The organism is Lelliottia sp. JS-SCA-14 (assembly GCF_035593345.1).
In the GTDB taxonomy this organism is placed as follows: Bacteria; Pseudomonadota; Gammaproteobacteria; order Enterobacterales; family Enterobacteriaceae; genus Enterobacter; species Enterobacter wanjuensis.
Genome location: NZ_CP141606.1, coordinates 2,261,832 through 2,284,646 on the forward strand (window position 1 = coordinate 2,261,832; position 22,815 = coordinate 2,284,646).

At 53.1% G+C, this 22,815-nt stretch carries 23 protein-coding genes and 1 pseudogene; 10 read left to right on the top strand and 14 right to left on the bottom strand.

The genetic code is table 11. From position 1 onward, the window contains the following. Positions 1-131: 131 nt before the first annotated feature. Positions 132-767 (bottom strand): DUF421 domain-containing protein, encoded by a 636-nt coding sequence (locus U9O48_RS10640; RefSeq protein WP_285150272.1) that lies wholly within the window; start codon positions 765-767, stop codon positions 132-134. Positions 768-776: 9 nt separating this feature from the next. Further along, positions 777-1,223 (bottom strand): DUF3290 domain-containing protein, encoded by a 447-nt coding sequence (locus tag U9O48_RS10645; protein ID WP_324724278.1) that lies wholly within the window; start codon positions 1,221-1,223, stop codon positions 777-779. Positions 1,224-1,361: 138 nt separating this feature from the next. Here U9O48_RS10645 and U9O48_RS10650 point away from each other — a divergent pair. The 3 genes and pseudogenes from U9O48_RS10650 to U9O48_RS10660 all read left to right on the top strand — a co-directional run. Further along, positions 1,362-1,499: pseudogene (locus tag U9O48_RS10650) on the top strand (DUF1294 domain-containing protein); the annotation flags it as partial. Between the two features lie 537 nt (positions 1,500-2,036). Next, complete coding sequence (locus tag U9O48_RS10655) at positions 2,037-2,474, top strand: hypothetical protein (protein WP_285150274.1); 438 nt, start codon at positions 2,037-2,039, stop codon at positions 2,472-2,474. A 200-nt stretch (positions 2,475-2,674) separates the two neighbouring features. Continuing rightward, positions 2,675-4,087, top strand: coding sequence for a hypothetical protein (locus U9O48_RS10660; protein WP_285150275.1), 1,413 nt, complete (start codon positions 2,675-2,677; stop codon positions 4,085-4,087). A 498-nt stretch (positions 4,088-4,585) separates the two neighbouring features. On the opposite strand, the gene U9O48_RS10665 is transcribed toward U9O48_RS10660, so the two are convergent. Then, on the bottom strand, positions 4,586-5,491 hold the full coding sequence (locus U9O48_RS10665) for a hypothetical protein (RefSeq protein ID WP_285150276.1): 906 nt from the start codon (positions 5,489-5,491) through the stop codon (positions 4,586-4,588). 412 nt (positions 5,492-5,903) lie between these two features. Between U9O48_RS10665 and U9O48_RS10670 the strand changes: the two genes are divergently transcribed. Further along, entirely contained in the window at positions 5,904-6,248 is a 345-nt protein-coding gene (locus U9O48_RS10670; RefSeq protein WP_285150277.1) for a DUF1294 domain-containing protein, read from the top strand. Between the two features lie 331 nt (positions 6,249-6,579). Here U9O48_RS10670 and U9O48_RS10675 read toward each other — a convergent pair whose 3' ends face one another. Beyond that, positions 6,580-7,137, bottom strand: coding sequence for a nucleotidyltransferase family protein (locus U9O48_RS10675; protein ID WP_285150278.1), 558 nt, complete (start codon positions 7,135-7,137; stop codon positions 6,580-6,582). Between the two features lie 213 nt (positions 7,138-7,350). Further along, positions 7,351-8,604, bottom strand: coding sequence for an MFS transporter (locus U9O48_RS10680; RefSeq protein ID WP_324724279.1), 1,254 nt, complete (start codon positions 8,602-8,604; stop codon positions 7,351-7,353). Positions 8,605-8,725: 121 nt separating this feature from the next. On the opposite strand from U9O48_RS10680, the gene U9O48_RS10685 reads away from it, so the two are divergent. From U9O48_RS10685 to bioD, 3 genes are all read left to right on the top strand, one after another. Beyond that, positions 8,726-9,634 (top strand): LysR family transcriptional regulator, encoded by a 909-nt coding sequence (locus U9O48_RS10685; RefSeq protein ID WP_285144588.1) that lies wholly within the window; start codon positions 8,726-8,728, stop codon positions 9,632-9,634. A gap of 119 nt (positions 9,635-9,753) precedes the next feature. Further along, complete coding sequence (gene mlc, locus U9O48_RS10690; RefSeq protein ID WP_324724280.1) at positions 9,754-10,974, top strand: sugar metabolism global transcriptional regulator Mlc; 1,221 nt, start codon at positions 9,754-9,756, stop codon at positions 10,972-10,974. Between the two features lie 134 nt (positions 10,975-11,108). Next, on the top strand, positions 11,109-11,804 hold the full coding sequence (gene bioD / locus U9O48_RS10695; protein ID WP_285144587.1) for a dethiobiotin synthase: 696 nt from the start codon (positions 11,109-11,111) through the stop codon (positions 11,802-11,804). Positions 11,805-11,845: 41 nt separating this feature from the next. On the opposite strand, the gene osmV is transcribed toward bioD, so the two are convergent. The 7 genes from osmV to U9O48_RS10730 form a co-directional block, all read right to left on the bottom strand. Beyond that, complete coding sequence (gene osmV, locus U9O48_RS10700; RefSeq protein ID WP_324724281.1) at positions 11,846-12,991, bottom strand: osmoprotectant ABC transporter ATP-binding protein OsmV; 1,146 nt, start codon at positions 12,989-12,991, stop codon at positions 11,846-11,848. Further along, complete coding sequence (osmW, locus tag U9O48_RS10705; RefSeq protein WP_282493186.1) at positions 12,991-13,638, bottom strand: osmoprotectant ABC transporter permease OsmW; 648 nt, start codon at positions 13,636-13,638, stop codon at positions 12,991-12,993. Before osmW ends, osmV begins: the two co-directional genes overlap by 1 nt. Positions 13,639-13,647: 9 nt before the next feature. After that, entirely contained in the window at positions 13,648-14,547 is a 900-nt protein-coding gene (osmX, locus tag U9O48_RS10710; protein ID WP_324724282.1) for an osmoprotectant ABC transporter substrate-binding protein OsmX, read from the bottom strand. Between the two features lie 18 nt (positions 14,548-14,565). Further along, positions 14,566-15,279: an osmoprotectant ABC transporter permease OsmY gene (gene osmY, locus U9O48_RS10715; protein ID WP_285144584.1), complete on the bottom strand. Its 714-nt coding sequence runs from the start codon at positions 15,277-15,279 to the stop codon at positions 14,566-14,568. A 325-nt stretch (positions 15,280-15,604) separates the two neighbouring features. Beyond that, a complete protein-coding gene (dmsD, locus tag U9O48_RS10720) occupies positions 15,605-16,219 on the bottom strand; it encodes a Tat proofreading chaperone DmsD (protein WP_324724283.1) in 615 nt (204 codons plus the stop codon). A gap of 12 nt (positions 16,220-16,231) precedes the next feature. After that, positions 16,232-18,670: a selenate/tellurate reductase subunit YnfE gene (ynfE, locus tag U9O48_RS10725; protein WP_324724284.1), complete on the bottom strand. Its 2,439-nt coding sequence runs from the start codon at positions 18,668-18,670 to the stop codon at positions 16,232-16,234. Positions 18,671-18,804: 134 nt separating this feature from the next. Next, the gene (locus U9O48_RS10730) at positions 18,805-19,110 is read right to left on the bottom strand and encodes a DUF1161 domain-containing protein (protein ID WP_282493181.1); all 306 of its coding nucleotides are present in this window, start codon (positions 19,108-19,110) and stop codon (positions 18,805-18,807) included. Positions 19,111-19,444: 334 nt separating this feature from the next. Here U9O48_RS10730 and U9O48_RS10735 point away from each other — a divergent pair, with 334 nt between their 5' ends. Then, positions 19,445-20,476 (top strand): methyltransferase, encoded by a 1,032-nt coding sequence (locus U9O48_RS10735; RefSeq protein ID WP_324724285.1) that lies wholly within the window; start codon positions 19,445-19,447, stop codon positions 20,474-20,476. A 106-nt stretch (positions 20,477-20,582) separates the two neighbouring features. Then, positions 20,583-21,293 carry a YnfC family lipoprotein gene (locus tag U9O48_RS10740; protein ID WP_282493179.1) on the top strand — a complete coding sequence of 237 codons (711 nt, stop codon included), beginning with the start codon at positions 20,583-20,585 and terminating at the stop codon, positions 21,291-21,293. 123 nt (positions 21,294-21,416) lie between these two features. Here the strand turns inward: U9O48_RS10740 and speG are convergent, their stop codons facing one another. Then, the gene (speG, locus tag U9O48_RS10745) at positions 21,417-21,977 is read right to left on the bottom strand and encodes a spermidine N1-acetyltransferase (RefSeq protein ID WP_285144579.1); all 561 of its coding nucleotides are present in this window, start codon (positions 21,975-21,977) and stop codon (positions 21,417-21,419) included. Positions 21,978-22,001: 24 nt separating this feature from the next. After that, positions 22,002-22,340 (bottom strand): DUF1283 family protein, encoded by a 339-nt coding sequence (locus U9O48_RS10750; protein WP_282493177.1) that lies wholly within the window; start codon positions 22,338-22,340, stop codon positions 22,002-22,004. Positions 22,341-22,479: 139 nt separating this feature from the next. On the opposite strand from U9O48_RS10750, the gene U9O48_RS10755 reads away from it, so the two are divergent. Beyond that, positions 22,480-22,806, top strand: a complete 327-nt coding sequence (locus tag U9O48_RS10755) for a YnfA family protein (RefSeq protein WP_285144578.1) — start codon at positions 22,480-22,482, stop codon at positions 22,804-22,806. Positions 22,807-22,815 lie beyond the last annotated feature (9 nt).

The following is a 22,815-nucleotide window of genomic DNA, read 5'->3' on the forward strand; positions in this document are numbered from 1 at the left end:
TGCTGATTTATCAGGACGGGGGAGGATGACGGTCTGCGTTGTGTCAGGAGCGGACGTTGATGTCAGTGTTCTCAGGCAGAGGCACACCTGAAATGGCTGCCTCCTGATAATAAGGGTATTAATTTTGGAAATTATTTTTCATATCCGTATAAATTTATTCTACCCGATAAATACTCGCCTAAATATACTTCACTGATTTTACTGAAGCCCTGCTTTATCACTTCATTTTCTAACCAGTCATTGTCTTTATTAAGGATTTCGAGCAGGTCATGGTTTGCCAGACCATCCACTATAATAGGATAACGTATATTCTCATCACCACTTTGTATAATGGTTAACTGCCCATTCTGTTCCAGAACCACGCGTTTGAGTTGTTCTATTTCATAAATACCATTTGCTCTCAATTTGAACATCAAATCATTTGCAGAAACACCATTGCGTAAACACTCCTTGACATTAACACTGCCATTATGTACCAAGGTGATAGGTTTGCCATCGATAATACGTTTAACTAACCGATTATTCTCTTTTAGAAACTTAAGAACAAAGACGAGAAAAGTCCATATAATTAGCACCAGGACAAACTGTAGTACTGTTATCGATTCATTGTAAATTACGCCGCCGATAATCCCCCCGAGAACATAGTTCTGAACCTGATCCATTGCGGATGAAGGGGCCAGATTCCCTTTCCCCATGAGATTTATTTGTACAATTAAACACAGTATCCCCAGACCCAGCTTTAAAATAATAGGTGTATAAATTATCATTTCTCATCCTCAGTTTTTTATGATTTCTATGTCTGGATTTACTAACGAAACTTCAACCAGGTTGTATGTTTTTTGGTCCGGGCTTAAGTTAACCCGATAATAAAAATCATTGATTTTAATGATAATGCCGTCCGAGAGTTGTACGGAGCTGGAAAATATAGAGTTCACATTTACTTCTTTTTCTTGTGATAACAGCCTAACAAAGTTAACCATCTGTGATGATTGGGAGTGCATATTTTGGCTGTCAGTATAATCTGCATACTGAACACCAGAAAGGAAGAGTAAAAATAAGAAGGCGATGATGGTTAAATCACGATATTTAGTTTGCAGACGATGACGCATATACAGGCTAAAAACAACGATCAGGATAAATAAAGTGCTAAATATAATGATGTATTTTAAATAATCATTGATGTTAGACTGCATTTGTAGATAATCGATACTATAAAATCTCATATATTTATAATCCTTAAACCCTCAAGATCACATTTTTATTATAATAACACATTATCTCTTCCTGCTCTGATGTTCCTTAACAACTAACACGCCTGGTGATAAGTTGAATCAAATGTATTTTGTCAAAAATTTTGAGCTGTCGGAGGGGGACCAGGCGCGATTGTGGGTCAACAACTCTTTCGTCATAAAACGCAAAAGCAGCCGTTCAAAACCTGGTTTATTGTCAGTGTCCCGGCGAAGGTGGCGGTGTATCAGCTTTATCCCGTTTCGCTTTAATGCTTTGAATGTGAAGCCGGATGGCGCTAACGCTTATCCGGCCTAGGGATTAAAACAAGTGGGAATACGCAAATCACTCATCATGTTCATCAATCAGCGTCAGCATAAAGGATTGATACGTTAGTCACGGCCTCCTGGTAATAGGTTTTAGCGAGAGTTAACTATAACTGGATAACATGCTTAACAAATAGATTTGAATGATGTAACTCCTTGAAAAAATTACATTCAACAACGAGATCCTCCTTCCGGTAATACCCGTTGTCGATATCCGGTTATCGCCGTATTCTTCATCCGCACCTGCAAAATCAGGTACCGGGATTGACCTCCTGAAACACTCTTGTTGGCGACACTCCGGCGCGTCCACGCCTGTTTTGTGTCGTGCACACGGCTACGCTACAATGGCGGGCCGGGTGGGGGCGTCGCAAGACGCGCCGGTTGCCAACAAGATCGGTAAGGTCAACCCCGCCCGGATCTGCCACCCGTGAGATTGACCTCTCCGCTGGCGGTTATCACAAACATCTTGTTGGAGTTTTCCCCATGACCACCATTTTCACCCCAGCCCACGATTTACTGAGCGTCCCGTTCAGCGCCGCGACAGACTTCACCGATCTCGCCGACTGCTGCGATCGTTTTGCCGAAACCCTGATGGAATGCCACGAACCCGCGTACAAACTGGCGCTGCTGGGCCGAATCAGTGCGTGCCTCGCGTTGCTTCGCCCGACGCTTAGCGAACCCATCCCGGCGCACCTGATTGAGCGCTTTACTGTCGACACGCTCCCAGAAACGCCATCGTATTTTGAGCCTGACGCCGAAGCGCTGTGCGATTACTGCCAGACGCTGACTCAGCTGCTCTGCCAGCAGTCGCTGTTACCGGAGATGGAAAAATCCCTGCGCGGGTTGCTGTGTGAACTGATGTGGATGTTCGCCGGGGAGCTAAACGCACCGCGCTGGGCTCGCCAGCAGACTGCGCACTAAACAGAATCGGTAGGCCGGATAAGCGTTAGCGCCATCCGGCTTTTTGTTGGTTGATGTGAGATCTGAGACTGGGAGTCAGTTTTGAGCCTGATGCCGCGGTCACGCTACGTTAATCTGTAACGTGCATATCAACTCAAGCTAATCATTTATTCCTGGATGCCGATACCTTTATTTATTATTCAGTATATGAAGGAACATGTATGTACTACCCACACCCTTTAATGCGTTCGCTTTTTGTTCTCTCTCTCTTGCCGTTTTCGTATGTTCAGGCTGCTGATAAACCTGCATTGACAGGTGGTGGCGTAAACCCTTTGTCGATAACTAAAATCCACGACCGTGTGAATTACATGGTGTCGTTGAACTTCAATGACGGAAAAATAGCTCAGGAATGGCATTCCGTTGATTGTAAAAATAACAAGGCTCAGATTCTGTACAAAGATTTACTGGATAATGAGGGGCTTACCAAAGCTCGCTTTTACGGCGCCAGTTACTCACGGTATGCGCCTGCACAGGACGATAAGCTGATGACCGCAGAGGATATCCGTACGGTTTGTAATCTACCGATAAAAGAAGCACATTGGGAAAGATTATCCGCCACGTCTTCAGTCGGCACGACCGATCTTGTCGATGTGAATAGCATCCAGCGCGTTGGCGACATTTTATCGGTACGCATGGGATACGACTATGCAGATATCATCTGGGAACCGCCTTACGACGCGCCGCTTGAATTAAAGATTGAGCACTACTTATATAACTGTAAAACCCATCAGGGCGATGCTTTCGCCGCAATGAATATCGACAGCGAAGGGCGTGTTACGGATTCCCTCATTACGGCTGATATTGTTCGCCGCAAAAGTAGCTTCAAAATTAACACTCAAATGGAAGAACGCTTCGGGCAAATGTGCCAACTACCGGCAGGAAAAACATTCACTGCCGAAGGGCACTTTGTACCCGCCGTTAACAAACCATCATCAACATTGATGGGGCCATCAATGCCCGATCTGAGTAATAATAATTCACAATGGCTGAGTAAATTCCCCCTTTCTGTGGCCATTGAGCACCAGGCGCAGTCGTTGATCAAACCCTGGGCACTTCCGCGTTTTAAACAGATTCGCTACACCGAAGTTAGCGCGCCTGGAGAGGTTAAAGTCCAGTTGGATGCACAGCCAGATGGTTATATACGCAAGCTGGAAGATTATGGCATCTGGACAGTGCAGCGTTTAACCCTGGGTAACCAGCTACAGCTTAAATACACCATGTCCATCAGTAGCGGTTCTTCATTGCTCAACAAGCTACAGACCGATCTGCGTTTCCCGTTAGTGACCGGCCAACGATATCAGGCGCAATGGGACACCATTGATGACGATAAGAAAGTTACTGCTGCAACTTTACGATGTGAAGTAACGGGAGAGGGTGATGCGCATAGCATTGCACCTGAGTTTAGTGGGAAATATCTCTTAGTAGAATGTCATGAAACTCATGAAGGGCAACGGAGGAGTAGTGGTAAGTCAGCCTGGCTGCAAGATCTCAACGTCTTCGTCCCGGTCGCTCAGCAAGTCGGTGATAAACCTGAAAGTCTGGTAAAACTGGAAAATGTCAGTGTGATACGTTAATTCGCAAACAGGCTCACCGCTTTAGCGGGTGAGCCTAAGAGGCGCTCTGCCAGCAATCGCTGTTTCCGGAAATGGAAAAATCCCTGCGCAGGTTGCTGTGTGAACTGATGTGGATGTTCGTCGGGGAGCTAAACGCATCGCGCTGGACTCGCCAGTAAACTGCGTACTAAACAGAATCGGTAGGCCGGATAAGTGCCAGCGCCATCCGGCTTTTTGTGGAGGGTGGAGACTGGTGGTCTGCTTTGTGCCAGAAGCGGACATTACCAGATCCCCTTTATATTAATCGCTAAGTCGTACATCGGCCTAGTGAGTTTTATCCAAATAAGATTTTACAGCCAGTTATCATGGTAAACGTCATTATCAGATAAAAGAACTGGCGTTGTGAAAGCGAGGGAAAGCAATCTTTTCTGGCCAGCGTATAGATGACACCTGCAAGTAAAATAAACGCAGTTGTTGAAGATGGCAGTTCACTGAGTAAAATCCAGAATGAGCGATCCATCAATACATCTCACCGTTACCAAAACGGAATGTTACATTTTGTTTTCTGGTGTCCCTCACGCCTCCCATGCTGAGTAAATTTTCAACAATAGTGTTTATTGATGAGCTTGGTGTTTCATCATTGAAGTATGGTTGTCTTACAGGTCCTGCAACCAAATCGACATTATTTATTCTCTCAAATGACATTTTCCCTGAGAAGCCAGAACTGCATAGTGAATGAAGCTGCATACGGATGAAGCCACTGACATACGCAGCAAACCACGGCCTGCCGAATACCGCTGTGTATTTTTTATCTGAGGGCCATAGGTAGCTGTCCAGTTCCCTGCAGTTGTAGTTCAGTGTGTTTCCATCAATGTATAAATATCCATACATTCTGAATCCGAACCATGGAAAGCTAATATGAGGATTGACTGTTTTGGTACGGCCCGCCAGAGCTGTCCGTTTAGCAAGCAACACTAAACATCTGTCTGTTTCATCGAGTACTTCATAACAGGAAACAGGAGCTGGCTCTCCCCAGTATTCTTCGTTATACAGGCAATTATAGACCTGAACGATATCCAGATCGTTTAATGTCTTTATACGGTCATTCACCACAGCCTCTGTTAAGGTGCCCTTCAGTGCTGCTAATTGAGATAATCTCTGAAGGTCAGATGATGGCAGACGGTTTCTGTATGTCTGGAGTTCTTCTCGCATGTGAGCAACGATTTGCTGATCTTCGATAGCTTTATCACTGGTGGTGTGATTTAGCAGATCTCCCCAGCAAGAAAATCGATAAAAATACGCGACCATCTCATAGGCATGGTTCAATTGAACATTGCAGTGATCCCTGAGGAAACGGGCCTGTTTGCGAAGCTGATCGAGTGAGGGGACATAACGGTGATCGTTAACATTGATGCGTGGGAGCATTGCATGTTCCTTTTACAAATACTCTGCGGCCTGTAAACACAGAGCAAAGTTAAAAGGATATGCTCTGAAAACTAAAGGGTAAAAAGCGCGTTGGCGGATTTGTCTACAGGCTGACAGGTCTGCGCATAACCTGTTAAGCAGGTTATTAAACAATCCAATAACAGTCAATAGCCTGTGTTAAATATGTGCTCATCACTTAACTGCCCCCCAAGGCAGCTAAAGTTTCATAACCCGTACTCTACATATTTTATTCTTAGGGAAAGTGAAGTGCTATCAACATCTGCTCTTCACATCAGCCAAAGCCGAACCAATGAAAGACTCGATTTCAGACTCCAGGTATCTATTTCGTCCCCGATCTCCACCACATATAATCCCCCCAAACACACCCACAAAACGACCCAAACCAACCCCTATGAACCTCAACCGCTTCTGCTACTTACTCCTAATCCTCTCCGCCATCGGCAGCATCTTTACCCCGCACCCCGTTGCCACCTGGCTCTTACTCGCCAATCTACTGACGCTGCTGATTTACGGCGCAGACAAAATGGCGGCGCGCAAGGCCTGGCGCAGGGTGCCGGAATCCACGTTGCTGGTGTTTGGGGTTGTCGGAGGGTGGCCGGGCGCGATTGTGGGTCAACAACTCTTCCGTCATAAAACGCAAAAGCAGCCGTTCAAAACCTGGTTTGTCGTCAGTGTGATCGTGAGTATCTCGGCGATGGTGGCGGTCTATCGGTTTTATCCTTTTTTGCCTTCCTGAAAAATACAAAGCCGGATGGCGCTAGCGCTTATCCAGCCTACTGGATATAAGCCCCCTGAGTCTTCTTTGTGACGCTACGCCGACGAGTCTGCGCCTTTTTATGTCGTGCGCACGGATCTGCCATGAATACACGTACAAACTCGCGCTGGACCCAGTTGCTCTGCCAGCAAACTGCGCACCAAACAAAAGCCGTAGGCCGGATAAGCGCTAGCGCCATCCGGCTTTTTTTTGGCTTATATGAGATCTGAGACCGGGAGTCAGCTCTCTACCAGACCCGGACTGGAATTCTTACGATCGAGAAGCATGCACAAGAGATAGTTAACTATTGCGGTTATGCAGGAACGATAAGCTGTAGCCCTGGATAACGTTCCAGCCAGCGCTTTGTGGTGACCCGTTGTTCAAAAGCATAAAACTTATCACGCTCAAAGGTGGGGGTCGGTCTTAGCAGTAGTTCGAATAGATCAGAGAGTCCATAAGGAGCAATGATATCAAGACCATTGCCTCCCAATCTGACAGCGACAGCCGTAGCAGTTTCTGGCCAATGCAGTAGAGCATTTTCTGTTGAGGTATAGGGACGATCGCCATTACGTTGATGCATTCTGGCTTGATTCTTCACCGACCAGACTAACGAAGGCAGTTGTTGTTTAAGCTTACTCTCGAGGTAGCTATCACGATCTGGGCAACAGTGTTCATGGTCAAACCAGACGACATCCACATCACCTAAAGCACGACTCGGCTCATATCCATGTAAGTGATTCCAGACGGCATCTCGTACAAACCCCGCGCCAATCCAGCTATCATTCAGTTCTAATGCCCGAACCGCAGAAAGAGCCTTCATCCTTAAAGGATCATCTGACAATATTTTCTTCAGTGCCTTTTGGTAGTCCATTTGAATCTCTATCGGAAGTAGCATCCCACTGGGGTAAACGTTATCAACATTCCCCCATCCATGCCCATTTTTCGTTCATATGAGCCCATTGACTCAAGATCCCGCGCCTGGCCTATGGCGTTAGTTCCTCCGCCAATTCGGTTTTATCCTTTTTTGCCGTCCTGAAAAATACAAAGCCGGATGGCGCTGACGCTTATCCGGCCTACAGTGCCCTTAGTGCAGACGCTTGTGGAGGCTCATCCCCACCAGCAGCGCGGCACACAGCATCAGCGCAATAAACCCGCCGACGCCATTCCAGCCGTAGTTGTGCCAGAACACGCCGCCGAGCGTCCCGGCGATGCTGGAGCCCAGGTAGTAGCTGAACAGATACAGCGAGGAGGCCTGGCCTTTGGCGCGACGGGCGCGCGGGCCGATCCAGCTACTGGCGACCGAGTGCGCGGCGAAGAAGCCTGCGGAGAAGAGCAGCATCCCGGCGAAAATCACCCACAGGGATGAAAGCAGCGTCAGCAGCAGACCTGCCAGCATTACGCCGGTCGAGACCAGCATCACCGGGCCGCGACCGAAGCGCGCGGTCATCGCGCCCGCTTTCGGCGAGCTCCAGGTCCCGGTGAGATAGGCCACGGAGAGCAGGCCGACAAAGGCCTGGCTCAGGTGCCAGGGCGAGAGCATTAGCCGGTAGCCAATATAGTTAAACAGGGTGACGAACGACCCCATCAGCAGGAAGCCCATCAGGAACAGACGCGGCAACCCTTTATCGCGCCAGTGCAGGCGGAAGTTGATGAACAGCGTTTTGGGCCGCAGGGAAGTAGGGCGGAAATGGCGGGACTCGGGCAGGATGCGCCAGAACATCAGCGCCGACGCCAGGGCAAAACAGCCGATCACCGCCAGGGCGATGCGCCAGCTAAACAGATCCGTAAACACCCCGCTCAGCAGACGTCCGCTCATGCCGCCAATCGAGTTCCCGCTGATATACAACCCCATCGAAAACGCCACAAAACTCGGGTGGATCTCTTCGCTGAGATAGGTCATCCCGACCGCCGCCACGCCGCTCAGGGACAGACCAATCAGGGCGCGCATCACCAGAATCCCGTGCCAGCTGGTCATCATCGTCGAAAGTAATGTGCACACTGAGGCGAGCAGCAGGGCGGTCACCATCACCGGTTTGCGGCCGATGGCGTCGGAGAGCGGGCCGGTAAACAGCAGCCCGATCGCCAGCATCCCGGTTGAGATCGACAGGGAAATACTGCTGCTGGCGGGCGACACGCCAAACTCATGAGACAGAACCGGGAGGATCGGCTGGACGCAGTACAGCAGGGCGAAGGTCGCGAGGCCTGCGGAAAACAGCGCCAGCGTGACGCGCATAAACTGGGAGGTGCCCCGTTTGATAAACTGAGTGGCGGCGGGTGCTGCAGGTAAATCATCAATGTCGCTTGCCGGGGCGATATCAACGGTAGATGTACGACTCACAAAAGTTCCTTGCTTAAACATCCCCGTGATTTCTGGTGACGGGTATGACCACAAGATCAGGGTAGGAAATTGTAAATATTCTGTCTAATATATTAATAATCTCAAATGATACGTTAAAAATATGAATATCGAGCTGCGCCATTTACGCTACTTTATCGCCGTCGCCGAAGAGCTGCATTTTGGGCGCGCGGCGGCGCGGCTGAATATCTCCCAGCCCCCTCTGAGCCAGCAGATCCAGATCCTCGAGCAGCAGGTCGGGGCGCGCCTGCTGGCCCGGACCAACCGCAGCGTCAGCCTGACGGAAGCGGGAAGGCAGTTTCTGGCCGACAGCCGCCAGATCCTGAGCCTGGTCGATGACGCCGCGGCCCGCGCCGAGCGCCTGCATCTGGGAGAGACGGGCGAGCTGCGCATTGGGTTTACCTCGTCGGCCCCGTTTATCAGCGCGGTGTCGGATACCCTGTCATCGTTTCGCCGTCATTATCCTGACGTACATATCCAGACCCGCGAGATCAACACCCGCGAGCAGATCGTTCCGCTCAACGAAGGCTCCCTGGACCTGGGGTTGATGCGCAACACCCATCTGCCCGATACCCTGGCCTGGGAAGTGATCCTCCGCGAACCGCTGCTGGCGATGATCCCGCGCGATCACCCGCTGGCCTCGCTGGATGCGGTCACTCTGGCGGAACTGGCGCAGGAGCCGTTTGTCTTTTTCGATCCGCATGTGGGAACCGGTTTGTATGATGATATCCTTGGTCTGATGCGCCGCTACGGCCTGGCGCCGGTCATCACCCAGGAGGTCGGCGAGGCGATGACGATTATTGGTCTGGTCGCGGCGGGCCTGGGGGTGTCGATTCTTCCGGCGTCATTTAAACGCGTTCAGCTGAGCGAAATGCGCTGGGTGCCGATAGCAGAAGAGGATGCGGTCTCTGAGATGTGGCTGGTATGGCCGAAACACCATGAGCAGAGCAACGCGGCACAGCGTTTCAAAAACCAGCTGATTGCCGCCTCAAAGCGTCCAGTAACGGCCTGAAAAAGGGCGAAAAATGTGCGGTAAATCACATGGCTAAGTTTAAATTTGACGACTGCCTGCGAAGTGCTTCACCATAGCCCAAAGTTTATTTCGAAGCGCGAAAAATAAGGATGTAAGCGGTGGTTGCTGATAGTCAGCCAGGACATATTGATCAAATTAAGCAGACCAATGCGGGCGCCGTTTATCGCCTGATTGATCAGCTTGGCCCGGTCTCGCGTATCGATCTCTCTCGACTGGCTCAACTTGCGCCAGCCAGTATTACCAAAATTGTGCGTGAAATGCTGGAAGCCCATCTGGTGCAGGAGACGGAGATCCAGGAGCCGGGCAGCCGTGGCCGTCCTGCCGTCGGGCTGGTGGTGGAAACGGAAGCCTGGCACTATCTGTCGATCCGCATCAGCCGCGCGGAAGTGATCCTCGCCCTGCGTGATTTAAGCAGCAAACTGGTGGTGGAAGACCGCCTCGAACTGCCACTCCAGTCAGAACAAACCCTGCTTGAACGCATTATTGCCCATATCGATCAGTTCTTTATTCGCCACCAGCAGAAGCTGGAGCGTCTGACCTCTATTGCCATCACCATGCCGGGAATCATTGATACGGAGAATGGTATCGTGCATCGCATGCCGTTTTACGACGACGTGAAAGACATGCCGCTCGGCGAAGTGCTGGAGAATCACACCGGCGTGCCGGTCTATATTCAGCATGATATCAGCGCCTGGACGATGGCCGAGGCGCTGTTCGGTGCCTCTCGCGGCGCGCGCGACGTGATTCAGGTGGTGATCGACCACAACGTCGGGGCTGGCGTCATCACCGACGGCCGCCTGTTACACGCGGGCAGCAGCAGCCTGGTGGAGATTGGCCATACTCAGGTCGACCCTTACGGTAAGCGCTGCTATTGCGGCAACCACGGCTGCCTGGAGACCATCGCCAGCGTCGAGAGCGTGATGGAGCTGGCGCAGCTGCGTCTGAGTCAGTCGATGAGCTCCACGCTGCACGGCCAGCCGCTGACCGTCGAGTCCTTATGCGGCGCGGCTCGGCAGGGCGATCTGCTGGCGAAGGATATTATTACCGGCGTGGGCAACAACGTCGGGCGGATCCTCGCGATTATGGTGAACCTGTTTAACCCGCAAAAAATCTTGATTGGTTCGCCGCTGAATCAGGCCGCTGACATCCTCTTCCCGGCGATTTCCGACTGTATTCGCCAGCAATCCCTTCCGGCCTACAGCAAGAACATGGTGGTCGAGAGCACGCAGTTTTCCAATCAGGGCACGATGGCCGGTGCCGCGCTGGTCAAAGACGCGATGTATAACGGCTCACTATTGATCCGTCTCCTGCAGGGTTAAGGCTATTTTTCGCTGATCTCATAAAAATTGCGCTATCTCAAACTGAAGGGATGGCGCATACCTTAGACTCACTCCACTGAATTATTTACTTGGTTTATATTTTCAAAGCATATGCCCAAAAGGTGGAGTAAGTGATGCTTAAGCGTTTCTTTGTAACGGGTACTGATACTTCTGTCGGTAAGACGGTCGTGTCCCGCGCTTTGCTGCAGGCCCTGGCGGCAGGCGGTAAGAGTGTGGCAGGGTATAAACCGGTCGCGAAAGGAAGTAAAGAGACGCCAGAAGGACTACGCAATAAAGATGCGCTGGTGCTGCAAAGCGTTTCTAGCCTTGAGCTGCCTTATCAGGCCATCAACCCGATTGCGCTGAGTGAAGACGAAAGCAGCGTCGCGCACAGCGGTCTGATCAACTATTCCTTGCTGTCCAACGGGCTGGCGAATCTCGGTAACCAGGTCGATCACGTGGTGATTGAAGGCACCGGCGGCTGGCGCAGCCTGATGAACGATCTGCGTCCATTGTCCGAGTGGGTGGTGCAGGAACAGCTGCCCGTGCTGATGGTGGTGGGCATTCAGGAAGGGTGCATCAACCATGCGCTGTTGACCGCGCAGGCCATTGCCAACGACGGTTTACCGCTGATTGGCTGGGTGGCGAACCGTATTAACCCAGGTCTTGCCCATTACGCCGAAATCATCGAGGTGTTAAGCAAAAAGCTGCAGGGCCCGCTGGTAGGTGAACTGCCGTATCTGCCGCGCGCTGAGCAGCGCGATCTGGCGCGTTACATCGATCTGACGATGCTAGACAGCAGCTTTTCCGTTGAGAAGGTTGTCGCGTAACGCCAAAAGCGGGCAGCCATCCTGACTGCCCGCATCTGACATTAGCTCTCGTGAATATTCAGCGCACGACGCGTGCGGCCTGAACTCAGATACTCCGCAATATAATCCTGCGAAATCTCACCGTTGTAGCGGCCCTCTTCATCGACGATCGGCATCCAGCTGGTATTGCTCTCATAAAGACGCGACAGCACCACGCGCAGGTTGTCTTCCGCTTTGCCGGTCATCCGGAACGGATGCAGCATATCGGCGCAGGCACCCGTGGCGTGGCGCGCTTCACGACGCTTCACAAAGCCCAGCGGTTTCCCGTTGTCATCGACCACGGTGATGGCGCGAATATCGTTATCATCCATGGTGGCAAACGCCTCCGGCAGGGAAGTCGATTCACGCACGGTGATGGTCGGCTGCTGATCGGTGACGTCTCCCGCCGAGACCAGCAGCAGGCGTTTCAGCGTGCGGTCCTGGCCGACAAAGGAACCGACAAATTCATTTGCCGGTTTCGCCAGCAGTTCGTCGGGGCTCGCGCACTGCACGATACGGCCCTGACGGAAAACGGCGATACGATCCCCAAGTTTGAGCGCTTCGTCGATGTCGTGGCTGACCAGCATCACCGTCTTTTTCAGCTTGCGCTGCATCTCGAGGAACTGGTTCTGAATCACTTCACGGTTGATCGGGTCCACCGCGCCAAAAGGTTCATCCATCAGCAGAACCGGACGATCCGCCGCCAGGGCGCGGATCACGCCGATACGCTGCTGCTGACCGCCGGACATTTCACGCGGATAGCGGTTGAGGAACTTATGCGGGTCCATCGCCACCATATCCATCAGCTCTTCGGCCCGCGCTTTGCTGCGCGCTTTGTCCCAGCCGAGCATTCGCGGCACCACGGTGATGTTCTCTTCGATGGTCATGTTCGGGAACAAACCAATCTGCTGGATCACGTAGCCGATATTGCGGCGCAGGGTGACGGTGTCCATCTCGTTGGTGTTTTCGCCGTTAATCAAAATATTGCCGCTGCTCGGGGCGATCAGACGGTTGATCATCTTCAGGGTGGTGGTTTTCCCGCACCCGGACGGCCCCAGCAGAACGCACATTTCCCCTTCGGGCACGTTCAGATTGACGTTATCGACGGCCTTAAAGGTCTGACCATTTTTCTGTGAAAATTGTTTGGTGAGGTTTTCCAGTTTTATCATTATCGAATCCCCTTCGGAGTCAGCACGACCTGCAGACGATGCAGCAGCCAGTCGAGCACAATAGCTAAAAGACAAATCATTAAGGCACCGGCGATCAGCATACGAATGTCGCTCCCGCCTATACCGTTGAGTAACAGCAGGCCCAGACCACCTGCGCCGATCACCGCGGCGATGGCCATGACACCAATGTTCATCACCACGGCAGTACGAATGCCGCCGAATATCACCGGCAGGGCCATCGGAATTTCCACCCAGCGCAGACGCTGCCAGAAGGTCATGCCGATCCCGCGTCCGGCTTCACGCAGACCGGGCGGCAGGCTGTCCAGCGCGGTGTGGGTGTTACGCACAATCGGCAGCAGCGAGTAGAGGAACACGGCGGTGACGGCGGGCAGGGCGCCAATACCCTGACCGATCAGCGAAAAGAGCGGAATCATCAGGCCGAACAGGGCAATCGACGGGATCGTCAGGACGATAGTGGCGATGCCCAGCACCGGCGTCGCCAGCCATTTGTGACGCACGATTAAAATCCCCAGCGGTACGCCGATGATAATCGCCAGCCCGACCGCTAACGCCACCAGCCACAGATGCTGGAAGGTCAGCGTCAATAAATAATCCCAGTTATCAATGATGTAGTGAATAGTCTCCATAGCGCCTCCTTACAGCAGCTGCTTGCTACGCAGGAAATCACGGGCGACCTGCTGCGGTGACTGATGGTCGATATCAACCTTTTTATTGAGCTCGGTGATAACGTCGTTGTTGAGCTGGCCAGAGAGGGTATTCAGCGCCTCTTCCAGGCCCGGATTGGCTTCCAGCGTGTCTTTGCGCACCACCGGCGTCACCGCGTAGCTTGGGAAGAAGCCTTTATCATCTTCCAGCACTTTGAGGTCGAAGCCTTTCACGCGCCCGTCGGTGGTGTAGATAAGACCGGCATCGACAAAGCCATCGCGCACGGCGTTATAGACCAGACCGGGGTCCATCTGACGGATTTGCGGGCGATCCAGATCCATCTGGTAGGCTTTCTGCAGTGGCTTCATGCCGTCGCTGCGCCCGGAAAATTCAAGGTCTAAGCCCAGCATCCAGTTGTTGTCCGGATCGGTTTTACGGATCTGCTCAATTTTGGCGACCAGCTCGGACATCGTATTGATGTGCTCCGCCTCGGCGCGTTTGCGCTGCATGGCGAAGGCGTAGGTGTTATTCATGTCCGCAGGTTTGAGCCACACCAGACCGTGTTTCGCGTCCAGGCGTTTCACCGTGTCGTACGACTCCTGCGGCGACATGCGTTTGTTGATGTGGTTGAAGATAATCAGCGACGTCCCGGTGTATTCCCACGTCATATCAATCTGTTTGTTGATCATCGCGTTACGGGAAATCACCGTCGCAATATTGGTCTGGGGCTGAACCTGAAACCCTTTCTTTTGCAGATACTGAACGGTCATGGCGGACAAGATATGCTGCTCAGTAAAGCTCTTGGTCGCCAGAATCAGCGGGGCGGCCTGGGCCTGGCTCACCAGAAACGCGGCGGCCACCAGCGCCGCCAGGCGTGAAAACAGTCTCATAAAAGCTCCTTGTTATTGTTATCGTGCGAGATGCGGGCTCATCAGACGGCCCAGTGCGGCCAGAAGCGTGTCCAGGATCAGCGCAAAGAGCGCTGTGGCCGCGGCGCCCAGAATTAGCGTCGGGAAATCGTTCAGGTAGATGCCAGGGAAAATCAGCTCGCCGTAGCTGCTGGCGCCAATCAGGAACGCCAGCGGCGCGGTACCGACGTTAATCGCCGTGGCGATGCGAATGCCCGAGAGCATCACCGGCCAGGCGTTAGGGATCTCCACCTGGCGCAGACGTTGCCATTTGGTCATCCCGATCCCGTTCGCCGCTTCCAGCAGCGAAGCAGGCACTGAGCACAATCCCGCGTAGGTGTTACGCACAATCGGCAGCAGCGAGGCGAGGAACAGGGCGATGATCGCCGGTTTGTCGCCGATACCGAGCACCACCATCGCCAGCGCCAGAACGGCGAGCGGTGGCAGCGTGTTGCCGACGTTAAAGATTTGCATCACATATTCGGCGGTGCCGCGTGCCGCCGGGCGGCTCAGCAGAATCCCGCTCGGAATACCGACCAGCAGGGCAAAGAACATCGAAGAGAAAACCAAAATCAGGTGCTGTTGACCGAGATACAGCAGGTCAACCTGGCGCGCTTTGATCGTATCCAGCCCAATTCCCCACGCGAGGAGCGCAAGAACGGCAACAATCGCGGCGATGAAAAGCAGCGTGCGTTTGACTAATGATGAGTGCATTGCGGTGTGTCTCCCTGTGCGCATGCGTTATTACCCGTCATACTTCAAGTAACTTGAATTATTTAGGGTATAGCAACCCATTGATTGCCTGTTGTTATGCCATGTTTCGGCAGGGGTACATGAGCTATAGCAAGCGATTGGGAAGGGTTCCAGCGAAGCGCAAAATGAGTTCACAGAAGATAACAATGTAAACAGGGTGTTACGCCTTATGGGATAAGGCCTGAGCGGGGGGCGGGCAGAATAGTCCTAAAGCTATAAAGAGAAAAGTGACACCGTAACAAATCAGTGTTTCGCACGGCGGAAGATGCGCCGTGCGAAGAGAGGATTAGCGGTACAGCGGTTTATCGGAAACGGGGATTAACAGTGACGACTGCCAGTCAGCCAGCGTCAGGCGGGCGAGCTGAGCAAGCCCGGTGTAAAACGGATGCCCGACTTGCTCGATAAACACCGTCAGGAAGCGCTGGCTCCACGGCAGCAAATGCCATGCCAGGAGTTGATCGCGCTCGGCGTCACGTCCGTTTTCAGCCAGCCAGGCGGCCAGCATCAGCAGGGTGCCGAAGTGGTCTTCCGGTTCGTTCTGCTGCATTTCGAACGCAATGTTGTTTTCCCGCATCCACTGGCGCAGGGCGAGGGTTGAATCGCCAAACAGCACCGATTCACGATCCAGCCACACCGAGCCCCACGGCGGTGCGGGCAGCGCCCACGGGCCGATAAACAGACGTTGCCAGGCGTCGGGCAGCGGCTCGTCGGACGGGGTACGCAGGGTCGCTGCAATCGGCAGTAAGCTGGCCTGATCCAGCGGCCAGTCCTGATACCAGTCGCTGGTGGTCAGAGCTGAAACCAGCGGCGCGGCCTGCTCGCTGTCCGGAGAAAAGTAAAACAAGGCTCCCAGCACCCGGGCAGATAATGCAAACGACTCACGCGGTAAAACTTCATTCATAACAACGTTCCTTTAAACCTTCTCGATCTGCACCAGGTTGGTGTGCTGCGGGTTGCCTTTCGCCAGCGGCGAAGGGCGATGTGTGGTCAGGGTATTGATACAGGAACCGTGATCGACGCGGTCGCCGGTCATGTTGGCCTCGTGCCACGCGCCCTGGCCCATCGCGCTCACGCCTGGCATGATGCGAGGCGTCACCTTCGCCGGGATGCGCAGCTCGCCGCGGGCGTTAAACACGCGCACCAGATCGCCATTTTTAATGCCGCGCTGACCGGCATCGACCGGGTTCAGCCACACTTCCTGACGGCAGGCCGCCTGTAGGATATCAATATTGCCATAGCTGGAGTGAGTCCGGGCCTTAAAGTGGAAGCCAAACATCTGCAGCGGGAACTGGCTGCGCTCCGGCGCGTCCCAGCCGTCAAAGGTCGAGGCGTACACCGGCAGCGGGCTGATGGTCTCGTCTTTTTCCAGCTCCCAGCTGTTAGCGATTTTCGCCAGCTGGCTGGAGTAGATTTCAATTTTGCCCGACGGGGTTTTCAGCGGGTTGGCTTCCGGGTCATCGCGGAATTTTTTATAGGCCACGAAATGACCGTTCGGATCTTTGCGCTTGTAAATCCCCATCTCTTTTAGCGCCTCGTAGGACGGCAGTTTAGGGTCTTTCTCCAGCATTTTGGCATACAGGAGTTTCAGCCACTCTTCCTGGGTACGGCCTTCGGTGAACTGCTGATACACATCCGGCCCCAGGCGTTTCGCCACTTCGCTCATGATCCAGTAGATTGGTTTACGCTCGAACTTCGGCGCGGTAACGGGCTGGAGGAAAATCAGATAGCCCATGTGGCCCGCGTAGTCGTTCGGAATAATGTCTTCCTGTTCGACGGTCATCAGATCCGGCAGCAGAATATCGGCGTATTTCGCCGACGAGGTCATGAAGTTGTCGATCACCACGATAGTTTCGCACAGGGTTTCGTCCTGCAAAATGTCGTGGGTTTTGTTGATATCGGAGTGCTGGTTGGTGATGGTGTTTCCGGCGTAGTTCCAGATGAATTTGATCGGCACATCCAGCTTATCTTTCCCGCGCACGCCGTCGCGAGTGGCGGTCATCTCCGGGCCACGGACAATGGCATCGGTCCAGCTAAAGCAGGAGATCTGGGTTTTAATCGGGTTATCCGGGAGCGGCATCCGCTCGATGGTGATGGTGTAGGTGGATTCGCGCGCGCCGCTGTTACCACCGTTGATCCCCACGTTGCCGGTCAGAATCGGCAGCATGGCGATGGCGCGGGAGGTCAGCTCGCCGTTGGCCTGGCGCTGCGGTCCCCAGCCCTGGCAGATATAAGCGGGTTTGGCGCTGCCGATTTCGCGCGCCAGTTTGATGATTCTGTCGGCGGGAATACCGGTGATGCGCGACGCCCACTCAGGCGTTTTCGCCGTGCCGTCTTCGCCCTGACCAAGAATGTAGGCTTTGTAGTGGCCGTTGGCGGGCGCATCGGCAGGCAGCGTTTTTTCGTCGTAGCCGACGCAGTATTTGTCGAGGAACGGCTGATCGACGAGGTTTTCGTCGATTAACACCCATGCGATACCGGCGACCAGCGCGGCATCGGTGCCAGGACGGATAGGGATCCACTCATCTTCACGCCCGGCGGCGGTGTCGGTGTAGCGCGGATCGATGACGATCATCCGCGCGTTAGAGCGTTCACGCGCCTGCTCGAGGAAGTAAGTGATCCCGCCGCCGCTCATGCGGGTTTCCGCCGGATTGTTGCCGAACATCACCACCAGTTTGCTGTTTTCGATATCCGAGGTGCTGTTGCCGTCGTTGGTGCCGTAGGTGTAAGGCATGGCGCAGGCGATCTGCGCGGTGCTGTAGGTGCCGTAATGGCTGAGGAAGCCGCCGTAGCAGTTCATCAGGCGCGCCACCAGCGAGGCGTAAGGCGAAGAGCGCGTAATGTTGCCGCCGACAATCCCGGAGGAGTAGTTGATGTACACGGCTTCGTTGCCGTATTTCTCGACCACGCCTTTCAGGCTTTTGGTGATGGTATCCAGCGCTTCATCCCAGGTGATGCGCTCGAACTTGCCTTCGCCGCGTTTGCCCACGCGTTTCATCGGATAGTTCAGGCGATCGGGGTGGTTGATACGGCGGCGGATGGAGCGGCCACGAAGACAGGCGCGAACCTGATGGTTGCCGTAGATATCTTCGCCGGTGTTGTCGGTTTCGACCCAGTAAACTTCGTCGTCTTTGACGTGCAGTCGCAGGGCGCAGCGGCTACCGCAGTTGACCGAGCAGGCACCCCAGACCACTTTATCGGCGGCAGGCTGAACCGCCTGTTGCACGGCAGCGGCGGCGCTTTTCAGGCCGAAGGGGAGAGAGAGCCCTCCGGCAGCGAGTGCCAGAGAGCCAATTGCAGTGGATTTCACCAAAGCTCGACGGCTGATCCCGCCGTGATGTTCGACATCGGACATGACTCACTCCATCTTTGTCATTACGTATGAGATTGACCCACGAATACAACCGGGCGACAGATGGAGTGAGTGTTACTCATTCAGGGGTAATAAACTTTAATCCTTATCAAGCTAAGGGAAATCCCGCAGAGAAATTACTGCGGTTCTGCCGGAGCGTTATCCTGCGTGCCGGCACCGCCCGCTGGCGCGCTGCTGCTGCCGGTGCGGGTATAGAGAATTTTAAAGGTATCGTTGGCGCAATGGCCTACCACCTGGGCATCAGCCTGATCGGCCTGGTCATTGGGGACGATGTTCAGGGTAAAACCCGACTCAGGGACACCGTTGTTAATAATGCGCTGTTGAATATCGCTTTTCACGCGCTCGCAGGAGTCCGGGGCGGCCAGCACCGCAGGAGAAATACTGGTTAACAGCAGCGCGGTAATCCAGGGTAACCGTTTCATATCTAGCTCCTTATCTCTGTGTGTGGACTTTATTTTAGCAGGGATAATGTAAATAGCTGTATTGCAGAGAAATTTTCTGAAAAATCTGAGAGGTCAATTTTCATTATTATGTGCGCGCTGTGATTATTTATTTCGGCGATGAGTAGCCTTCTAATAAAGCTAATTGTTGGCCATATTCCTGTACAGGGTTCATCAGGTCGTGGATTTAAATTGCCATGATGATAAAAAAGAATAAAAGTTATTTGATGGCTAATTTATTTAATCCCATTAGGCTTGATGGCGGACGTTTCATTTTCATTCTGTACTTTTAAATTATCGTCACAGGAGAAACAAAATGTTAAGCCAAAAAAGTTTATCGGATAAAGAACGTCGGGATGGTATGTATGTTTTAGAGCAAAGCATGGGGTTTGTCTGGCAGGCTGCACTGCGCACTGCGGCGTTATTACGGGTTGCGGATCATCTGAAAGAGGAAGCGAAAACCGCTGAACAGCTTGCGCAGGAGCTGCACGTGGATGCCGGGTTTTTATACCGGGTGTTGCGAACCCTGGCTTCGCGCGACGTATTTAAAATGACTGACGACGGTCTGTTCAGCCTCACGCCCGCCGCCGAGTTTCTGCGCTCGGACACCCCGTACTCCCTGCGTGAAGGGGTGCTGATGCTGACGGATAAAACCATGTGGCAGCCCGCAGGCGAAATGACGGATATCGTCAAAGGCAAACCGGTCTTCAACGAATTATTTGGCATGCCTTTTTACGAATACTGGGGGACGAAAAAAACGCCGTCAGGCGACGACGGTTTTCACGCCGGGATGGCATCCATGTCGAGCGTTGAAAACGATATTCTGGTGGATAATTATCCCTTCCCGGAACATGCCACGGTTGTGGATATTGCCGGTGGGCTGGGGAATCTTCTGTTAACAGTTTTACGCCGCAATCCAACGCTGCACGGTATTTTATTCGATCGCCCAAACGTTCTCACTGAAAATAGCCTGCATTTATTGGGGGATGATTCGCGCTGGGAAACCGTGGCCGGGAGTTTTTTTGAAGCTTGCCCGGTCGCGGATATTTATATGCTGAAATATATTTTGATGGACTGGCCGGACGACAAAGCCAGCCAGATATTAAAAACCTGCCGCAAAGCGATGAAACCCAGCTCCCGTTTATTAATTCTCGAGCCGATGATTAAAGATCAGGATAACGAACAGGGGAGGTATGAGATGGATCTTATCCTGCTGTCGGGTTTCGACGGCGGACGCGCCCGCACGGAGAAAGAGTATGCACACATGTTAGGCGAAGTGGGGCTGAAAATTAATCGGGTCATTCATACACCGTCCTATCTGTCGATTGTGGAGGCGGTTCTGGCCTGAGGTGGGTCACACGTAAAGTCATAAATTGCCGGTGCGGTTTCGCTATAATGTTGACATCTAAATTGGCTAAAATGATTGGGATTAACTTCCACGCATCGGTGAGAATGTGAAGAAACTAGCAGTAATGATTGGGCTGACAAGTGTGCTGGCAGGATGCGATAACAGCTCCGCGCCGCTGTCGTTTACGCCGGAAATGGCGAGCTTTTCGAACGAATTTGATTTTGATCCCCTGCGCGGGCCGGTAAAAGACTTCACCCAGACGCTGTTCAATGAGAAAGGGGAAGTGAGCAAACGCGTTACGGGATCGCTCTCGCAGGAAGGGTGTTTCGATACCCTCGAACTGCACGATCTCGATGCCAACACCGGCGTGGCGCTGGTGCTGGACGCCAATTTTTATCTTGATGCCGAAACCCAGCAGCAGAAAATTAAGCTGCAGGGGAAATGCCAGCTGGCTGAACTTCCGGCCGCAGGCGTGACCTGGGATACGGACGATAACGGTTTTATCGTGACCGCCCACGGCAAGGCGATGGAAGTGAAGTATCGCTACGACGCGGACGGTTATCCGCTGGGGAAAACTACGGTGTCAGGCGATCAGCATCTGTCGGTGTCGGCCACGCCGTCGAAGGACAAGCGTAAGAAGCTCGATTATTCCGCCATCAGCCTGCTCAACGACAAACCGCTGGGCACGGTGAAGCAGAGCTGTGATTACGATCGTCACGACAACCCGGTGAGCTGTGAGTTGCAGATGACGGACGACAGCGTCAAACCGGCGGTCGAGCACAAGTACAGGATTAAAAACAGTATTGAATATTATTGATTGTTGGCGAATGCGCGGTTTGTAAAACCGCCCGGCGGCACTTCGTTTGCCGGGCCTACAACGGCATATTGTGTGGGTTTTGTAGGCCGGGTAAGGCGAAGCCGCCACCCGGCAACAAACGTATCACTGTGCCGTAGGCTTCAGGAGGTGAGAACCTGCCGCTTTGTGTTCTGCCAGATATTTGTCCTGGAAAATACACATACGAATAGTGTTGCGGTACTCGCCGTTAATAAAGAACTCATGAATCAGTTCGCCTTCCACCATAAACCCAAGCTTACGGTAAATATGGATGGCTTTTTCATTCTCTTTATCCACGATCAGATACAGCTTATACAGGTTGAGGACCGTAAATCCGTAGTCCATCGCCAGTTTCGCTGCGCGCGTCGCAAGGCCTTTGCCCTGGTATTCCGGCGAAATAATAATCTGAAACTCCGCCCGGCGGTGGACGTGGTTGATCTCAACCAGTTCGACCAGACCGGCTTTTTCCCCGTCACACTCGACAACGAAACGGCGCTCGCTCTGGTCGTGAATATGCTTATCGTACAGATCTGACAGCTCGACAAACGCCTCGTAAGGCTCTTCAAACCAGTAGCGCATCACGCTGGCGTTATTGTCGAGCTGGTGAACAAAGCGCAAATCCTCGCGCTCCAGCGGTCTGAGTTTTACCGTTAACGGGCTGGCCATAATCATCCTTTCTGGTTGTGGAAATTAAGGTGCTACCGTGCGGCCGGTGCGACGATCCAGGCAGCGCAGGGTGTTTGGCTCCCAGTAGGCGTTGACGTTCGCGCTTTGCTGACAGTTATCGCGCGCATCAAAGGCGACGTCGTCTTTGTCCCACTCTTTTTCGGCGCGTTTGTTCACTTTCTGACGCAGGCTGCGGGTGTCATTCCATTGTTCTTTGTCCATGGCAGCATTCTGACGACTTTGCGCGCTGTCACCGGATTCAATGATCAGTTTGCTGGTATCGGCAGACGCTGGCGCGCTGAAGGCAAACGCCGTCAGGGTGAGCATCGCCGCCAGGCTGAGGCGTTGGCTTAATGTACTCATTGCATGTTCCTTGTAGTGGGTGTACCCGTTGCCAATTCTACACCAATCCGAAAAGGTGGCATACCCACGCGGCAGGGATGGAAAAGGTCACGCCATTATCGCGTATCATGGTTAAATCTATTCTCACTCACTCGGCAAAATGATTAAAACAACCTTACTTTTCTTTGCGACTGCGCTGTGCGAAATCATCGGCTGCTTCCTGCCGTGGCTGTGGCTGAAACGCGGGGCGTCCGTGCTGTTGCTGCTCCCTGCGGGGATCGCGCTGGCGCTGTTTGTCTGGCTTCTGACCTTACATCCGGCGGCCAGCGGGCGGGTCTATGCGGCTTACGGCGGCGTATATGTCTGCACGGCGCTTATCTGGCTGCGGGTCGTCGATGGCGTGAAACTCAGCGCCTATGACTGGGCGGGGGCGCTGATTGCGTTGTGCGGGATGTTGATCATCGTGGCGGGCTGGGGACGCGCATAAGCGTCTTTA